8 protein-coding genes and 1 pseudogene are annotated in these 5,843 nt (G+C 65.3%); 7 read left to right on the top strand and 2 right to left on the bottom strand.

All coding sequences use genetic code 11. The features are described 5' to 3' along the window. Nucleotides 1–1,598: YadA-like family protein (locus G3N93_RS32730; protein WP_206134813.1), on the top strand; the 1,598-nt coding region annotated here is incomplete at its 5' end. 28 nt (nucleotides 1,599–1,626) lie between these two features. On the opposite strand, the gene G3N93_RS41840 is transcribed toward G3N93_RS32730, so the two are convergent. Further along, nucleotides 1,627–1,851 (bottom strand): hypothetical protein, encoded by a 225-nt coding sequence (locus G3N93_RS41840; RefSeq protein WP_206122939.1) that lies wholly within the window; start codon nucleotides 1,849–1,851, stop codon nucleotides 1,627–1,629. 75 nt (nucleotides 1,852–1,926) lie between these two features. On the opposite strand from G3N93_RS41840, the pseudogene G3N93_RS32725 reads away from it, so the two are divergent. The 3 genes and pseudogenes from G3N93_RS32725 to G3N93_RS32715 all read left to right on the top strand — a co-directional run. Then, nucleotides 1,927–2,052, top strand: a pseudogene (locus tag G3N93_RS32725) (integrase); the annotation flags it as partial. After that, nucleotides 2,025–2,360 carry a porin gene (locus tag G3N93_RS32720; protein WP_307873442.1) on the top strand — a complete coding sequence of 112 codons (336 nt, stop codon included), beginning with the start codon at nucleotides 2,025–2,027 and terminating at the stop codon, nucleotides 2,358–2,360. The pseudogene G3N93_RS32725 and the gene G3N93_RS32720, both read left to right, overlap by 28 nt. Continuing rightward, nucleotides 2,353–2,502, top strand: a complete 150-nt coding sequence (locus G3N93_RS32715) for a hypothetical protein (protein WP_174989826.1) — start codon at nucleotides 2,353–2,355, stop codon at nucleotides 2,500–2,502. Before G3N93_RS32720 ends, G3N93_RS32715 begins: the two co-directional genes overlap by 8 nt. Nucleotides 2,503–2,534: 32 nt before the next feature. Here G3N93_RS32715 and G3N93_RS32710 read toward each other — a convergent pair whose 3' ends face one another. Then, nucleotides 2,535–3,452 carry a LysR family transcriptional regulator gene (locus tag G3N93_RS32710; protein ID WP_206122930.1) on the bottom strand — a complete coding sequence of 306 codons (918 nt, stop codon included), beginning with the start codon at nucleotides 3,450–3,452 and terminating at the stop codon, nucleotides 2,535–2,537. A 164-nt stretch (nucleotides 3,453–3,616) separates the two neighbouring features. Between G3N93_RS32710 and gtdA the strand changes: the two genes are divergently transcribed. The 3 genes from gtdA to G3N93_RS32695 form a co-directional block, all read left to right on the top strand. Next, a complete protein-coding gene (gtdA, locus tag G3N93_RS32705; protein ID WP_206122929.1) occupies nucleotides 3,617–4,660 on the top strand; it encodes a gentisate 1,2-dioxygenase in 1,044 nt (347 codons plus the stop codon). An 89-nt stretch (nucleotides 4,661–4,749) separates the two neighbouring features. Next, nucleotides 4,750–5,448, top strand: coding sequence for a fumarylacetoacetate hydrolase family protein (locus tag G3N93_RS32700; RefSeq protein ID WP_011355488.1), 699 nt, complete (start codon nucleotides 4,750–4,752; stop codon nucleotides 5,446–5,448). Between the two features lie 25 nt (nucleotides 5,449–5,473). Further along, nucleotides 5,474–5,843, top strand: a 370-nt coding sequence (locus tag G3N93_RS32695; RefSeq protein ID WP_206134812.1) for a glutathione S-transferase N-terminal domain-containing protein, incomplete at its 3' end; no start/stop codon positions are given.

Genomic DNA, 5,843 nt, shown 5'->3' with positions numbered 1-5,843 from the left:
AGCAAAGCAACTACGCCAACGACGGCGCAACGGGCACCAACGCCCTCGCAGCCGGCGTGAACGCCAGCGCAGCAGGCGCCAGCAGCGTCGCGGTCGGCGACGGTTCGAACGCGCAGTCGGCAGGCGCGGTCGCGATCGGCCAGAACGCATCGGCAACGGGCGGCAAGGCCGTGTCGATCGGCTCCGGCAACACGGCAAGCGGCGACGGCGCAGTCGCGATCGGCGACCCGAGCATCGCAACGGGTACCGGCGCGGTGGCGATGGGCGCGAACGACACGGCGACCGGCAACGGCGCAGTGGCGCTCGGCAACGCGAACACGGCCAACGGCGCGAGCGCACTTGCACTCGGCAGCTCGAACCAGGCCACCGCGGACAACACGATCGCGCTCGGCAACCAGGCCACGGCAAGCGCCACCGGCGCGCAAGCGTACGGCTCGGCAGCGCAGGCAACCGCCGCCGACGCACTCGCCTTCGGCACGAACGCACAGGCCAACGTCGCCAACTCGATCGCACTCGGCGCGAACTCGGTCACGAGCGCCGCGAACCCGACGTCGAGCGCCACGATCGGCGGCGTTACGTACCCGTTCGCAGGCGGCTCGCCGGTCGGCGTGGTGAGCGTCGGCGCACCGGGCCAGGAACGCCAGATCACGAACGTCGCCGCGGGCCGGATCTCGGCCAGCAGCACGGACGCGATCAACGGCAGCCAGCTCAACGCGACGAACAACGCGATCAACACGCTGTCGACGTCGACCGCGTCGAACGTCGCGTCGCTGTCGACGGGCATCAACTCGCTGTCGACCGGCCTGAGCGCGACGAATAGCAACGTGGCCTCGCTGTCCACGTCGACCTCGACCGCGATCAACTCGCTGTCGACGGGCCTGAGCGCGACGAACAGCAACGTCAACTCGCTGTCGACGTCGACCTCGACCGGCATCGGTTCGCTGTCCACCGGCCTGAGCACGACGAACAGCAACGTGGCCTCGCTGTCGACCGGCGTGACCAACATCAACAACCAGTTGAACCAGTTGTCGACGACAATCAACAACAGCCAGACGCATACCGCCAACACCATCGGCATTGCTGCTGACGTGAACGGAAAGGGTACCGACGTCCCGACCGTCACCGCGGGTTCAAATTCGGTATCGATCGGCGCGAATTCGACGGACGGAGGCCGTCAGAACGTCGTGTCGGTCGGCAGCGACCAGCAGCAGCGCCAGATCATCAACGTCGCGCCGGGTACGCAGCCCACTGACGCGGTGAACGTCCAACAGCTCAATTCGGGGATGAGCAATACGTTGAATCAAGCAAACAACTATACAAATAGTCAGGTCCAGAGTCTCCAAAACAGTCTTGACTCTGCTCGCAAAGATGCAGATGGTGGGACCGCGGCAGCAATGGCGGTGGCCGGTCTTCCTCAACCGACCAGTCCAGGAATGAATATGGTTGCATTAGCCGGCAGTGTGTATCGAGGTCAGTCCGGTCAGGCGCTTGGGCTCTCAAGGGTCTCAGAGAATGGACACTGGGTCTACAAAGGAGCAGTCACTACGAATACTCGCGGCTCGTACGGCGTGGTCGTTGGGGGAGGATATCAATGGTGACGACCATCCGGCATCGAATCGCGAGTACCTACGGCGGGCGAGAGTGCAGCGTATATGTTGCCAAATTGCATAAGGCATGTACCAGACGGCAAAGCAGGGTATCGCGGTTGTCGGCGCGGTGGCGTTGGTACTGCGGCTCGATCCCGGGGCCAACTTCGAGATGGATATCGGCACGTCGACTTTCGTCGGTCGGGAGGCGATGGCGATCAATATGCACGAACAGCATCACGGAGAACTCGAGAGCGTCGATCAACGGATGCTTCGGCGACGGTCAAGAGGTTGTTTGGCGCTGGCACGCTTAATGCGTCGCAAGGCCATTCTTCTCGCCGACAGGGCGATCATCGAGCGCGACCGCGCGCTGTCGTCGCTCACCACCGATGACGCGATCGCACACCGGGCATTCCTGCGTCGGCCCACGCCGCGCGAGTGGTGGATCGGGCCGTCGCGGCCGCGGCGCAGGGGCTGGATGCGGCGTCCACGTATTCGAAGGAAGAGGGAATCGACAACGGGCACCTCGGCACCCGCAATGTCGGCGCGGGCGGACGCTATACATTCGGCGACTTCGCGCTCGACGCGCTGTACGTGAATACGTGTACCACGCTGACGGGCGCGCACGTCGACACCTACGATATCGGCGGGCTGTACCGGTTCGCGCCGGATTTCTTCGCGTATTCGAACTACCTGTACGCGAAGGGCAACCGGCAACTGGAGCGGCAATCACTCGAACCAGGCCGGCATCACGCTCGATTACCTGTTGTCTAAGAAGACCGACATCTACATGAGCGCCGTGTATCAGCGGGCGAGCGTCGGCCAGGACATCATTGCGTCCGTGTGCGGCACGTTCACGGCATCGTCGGGCGCGCGGCAATCGGTGTTGCGAGCTGGTGTGCGCATGGTCTTTTGAAGGGGCCGCCGTACCGGTTTGAAATTGCTCTGTCACCGATTGAGTTGGCCGCACAGTCGTAGGCACTCGATCGTCGCGGCCACGGCCGCGCGATTCGCGTTGTCGGGGTGCCAGTACATCGACACCGCGCCCTGGCCCTCGAGCTGCATCGGCAGGATCCGGATCGCGTTCAGTTGCGCGAAGCGCTGCGCAGCGCGATGCGACGCCACGCCGAGCAGGTCGGTGTTGTTCAGCAGCGTGAGGTTGAGGATCGACGAGTTCGATTCGACACAGTGCGGCGGCCGTACGCGGCCGGCGGCCGACAGCGCGGCCTCCAGCGCGTTGTGCACGGGCGTGCCCGACGGCCACACGATCCACGAGTAGGCGAGCACGTCGTCCCAGCCGACCGACGTCGCACCGGCGAGCGCGTGGTCGGGCCGCGCGACGAACACGACCGGATCGACATACAGCGCTTCGGCGTGCAGCAGCGGATCGACGGATGTCGACCCCGAGCGGCCCACGACGATATCCAGTTCGCTGCGTGCGAGTTGCGGCATCAACTGGTTCATCGTGCTTTCGGTCATCCGGACCTGCGCGCGCGGCATCCGTTTCAGCAACTGCGACACCGCGAGCGGCACGGTATCGGCCGCCGCCACGCCGGACGTACCGATCGTCACGAGGCCGCTGCCGCCTTCCCGCAATGCGGCCATGTCGTCGCGCGCGACGTCGAGCTGCGCTTCGACGCGGCGCGCATGCTCGATCAGCGCTTCGCCGTACGACGTCGGCCGCAGGCCGCGCGCATGCCGCTCGAACAGCGGCAGCCCGACATCCTCTTCCAGTTCCTTCAGCCATTTCGACAGCGCGGGCTGCGTGGTCGCGAGTGCGACCGCCGACTGGCTCAGATTGCCGGTGCCGGCAAGGCTCAACAGTACCTGCAGATGCCGCAGTCGCAGCCGGTGGGTCCAGTCCATCGCATGCCTCGTCGCGAGTAGATATATCCAGAATTATATGGATCAGATGATTTGACCATTTTACCGGGTATGTCTGGGTCGAATATAAATCACCTAACGGACTGCCGCATGGTCCTCGCCCCGACATAGCGCCGACGCCGATCGGCCGACTCCAAGGAGACATCATGACGACCCACCCGGACGCGTCGCGCGCCGCCTACTACGCACGGATCGCCGAGCAACGTCTGGCGCCGCTGTGGGAATCGCTGCACAACCTCGTGCCGAAATCCCCGCAGCCGGCCGCGCAGGCTGCGATCTGGAGGTACGCGCAGGTTCGCGACCTTGTGATGCAGGCCGGCAGCGTGATCAGCGCGGAAGAAGCCGTGCGCCGGGTGCTGGTGCTGGAGAACCCGGGGCTGCCCGGCAAGTCGAGCATGACGCCGACCCTGTACGCGGGCCTGCAACTGATCCTGCCGGGCGAGATCGCGCCGAGCCACCGCCATACGCAGTCGGCGCTGCGCTTCATCGTCGAAGGGCGTGGCGCGTGGACGGCCGTGAACGGCGAGCGCACGACGATGCATCCGGGCGACTTCATCATCACGCCGTCGTGGGCGTGGCACGACCACGGCAACCCGTCGGAGGAAGCGGGCGGCGAACCGGTCGTGTGGCTCGACGGGCTCGACATTCCGCTGCTCGCGAACCTCGACGCAGGCTTCGCGGAGAACTACCCGGAAGCCATGCAGCCCGTGAATCGCCCGGAAGGCGACAGCTTCGCGCGCTTCGGTCACAACATGGTGCCGGTGCGGCATCGCGTGAGCGATCCGACGTCGCCGGTGTTCAGCTATCCGTATGCCCGTACCCGCGAAGCGCTCGACGCGCTGTACCGGAACGGCGAGCTCGACGCATGGGACGGCGTGAAGCTGCGCTACGTGAACCCCGCGACGGGCGGCTGGCCGATGCCGACGATCGCCACCTTCATGCAGTTCCTGCCTGCCGGTTTCGACGGCCGCACGTACCGCAGCACCGACGCGACGATCTACTGCGTCGTCGAGGGCAGCGGCACCGCGCACATCGGCGGCAACGCATTCGAATTCGAACCGCACGACATTTTCGTCGCGCCGTCGTGGGCGCCGGTGCGGCTGTCTGCGTCGTCCGACAGCGTGCTGTTCAGCTATTCCGACCGGCCCGTGCTGTCCGCGCTGAACCTGCTGCGCGAAGCGCGCGACTGACGCCGGCCGGTTTCGACGATTCGTTTCCCGTTTTCCGTGCGTCGCTGCGGCGGCGCGCCCCTTCATTCGTATTGATGCTGGAGCCATTCATGACTTTCGTTTTCCCGCCCGAAGCGCCCGTGGCGCTCCCCGTTGCCGGCAGCGACGCGCAGTTCGCGGTACGCCGCGTGTATTGCGTCGGCCGCAACTACGCTGCCCATGCACGCGAAATGGGCTTCGATCCCGATCGCGAGCCGCCGTTCTTCTTCTGCAAGCCGGCCGATTCGATCGTGCCGGTCGCGTACGGCGAAACGCTCGATCTCGAATATCCGGCGCAGACGTCGAACTATCACTACGAAGCCGAACTCGTCGCGGTGATCGGCAAGGGCGGTTCGGACATTCCGCTCGAGCGCGCGCTCGAACACGTGTGGGGCTATGCGGTCGGCCTCGACATGACGCGCCGTGATCTGCAGATGAAGATGCGCGAAATGGGTCGGCCGTGGGAAATCGGCAAGGCATTCGACCGTTCGGCGCCGATCGGGCCCGTGCATCCGGCAAGCGACGTCGGTCATTTCGAGCAGGGCGGCCTGTGGCTGACCGTCAACGAGGCGACGAAGCAGAAGAGCGACGTGTCGCACCTGATCTGGTCGGTTGCGGAAACGGTGGCCGACCTGTCGAAGTTCTTCCGCCTCGAACCGGGTGACGTGATCTTCACAGGCACGCCCGAAGGCGTCGGCGCGGTGGTCGCGGGCGACGTGATGAAGGTCGGCGTCGAACGGCTCGGTGAACTGACCGTGCGCGTGGTCTGACGCATCTTCCTCGAAAGGCGACATCGTGCAACTGCATAGCTTCTTCAACAGTTCGACGTCCTACCGGGTGCGCATCGCGCTCGCGCTGAAAGGGCTGCCGTACGACACGCTGCCGGTGAACATCCGTACCGGCGAGCATCGCGAGGCGGCCTACGTCGCGAACGTGAACCCGTCGGCCGCGGTGCCGGCGCTGGTCGACGGGGATTTCCGTCTCGGGCAGTCGCTCGCGATCCTCGACTACCTCGACCAGATCCAGCCGACGCCTCGCCTGATTCCGCTCGAACTGCGCCAACGCGCGCGCGTGCTGGAACTCGCGACGCTGATCGCGTGCGACATCCATCCGGTCAACAACCTGCGCGTGCTGCGTTATCTCGACAGCGAACTGAAGGTCACGC

Origin of the sequence: Burkholderia sp. Se-20378, from assembly GCF_017104665.1 — a bacterium.
GTDB lineage: Bacteria > Pseudomonadota > Gammaproteobacteria > Burkholderiales > Burkholderiaceae > Burkholderia > Burkholderia lata.
This window is presented reverse-complemented; position numbering and strand designations above follow the sequence as displayed.

Coding starts and splice junctions, on each gene's coding strand:
- gtdA (WP_206122929.1), top strand. CDS start 3,617: ATGACGACCCACCCGGACGCGTCGCGCGCCGCCTACTACGCACGGATC.
- G3N93_RS32700 (WP_011355488.1), top strand. CDS start 4,750: ATGACTTTCGTTTTCCCGCCCGAAGCGCCCGTGGCGCTCCCCGTTGCC.
- G3N93_RS32710 (WP_206122930.1), bottom strand. CDS start 3,452: ATGGACTGGACCCACCGGCTGCGACTGCGGCATCTGCAGGTACTGTTG.